Below are 242 nucleotides of genomic sequence, written 5' to 3'. Positions count from 1 at the left end.
GAAAAGTATAAGGCATAATGATATCTGCGAAACGGGTTGAATCTGGGTGCATAGCTCAGGGGGAGAGCACTACCTTGACACGGTAGGGGTCGTAGGTTCAAATCCTACTGCACCCACCAGGGAAATAAAGAGGCTGCGGGAAGGCAGCCTCTTTATTATTTTTGATAATTAAGCACAGGAGTTAAGGAATTTTGGTTGCCAAGACCTGCCGGGCATGTTGTTCGGCAGGTCTTTCCTTTATT

At 46.7% G+C, this 242-nt stretch carries 1 tRNA gene; it reads left to right on the top strand.

Annotation, left to right across the window (positions count from 1 at the left end):
* Nucleotides 1-44: 44 nt before the first annotated feature.
* Nucleotides 45-119: transfer RNA gene (locus DCCM_RS00720), tRNA-Val, on the top strand.
* The last annotated feature ends 123 nt before the right edge of the window (nucleotides 120-242 follow it).

It is taken from the genome of Desulfocucumis palustris, assembly GCF_002933875.1.
Classification (GTDB): Bacteria; Bacillota; Desulfotomaculia; order Desulfotomaculales; family Desulfocucumaceae; genus Desulfocucumis; species Desulfocucumis palustris.
The sequence above is the reverse complement of the archived record's forward strand: the minus strand, read 5'-3'. Positions and strand labels throughout refer to the sequence as shown.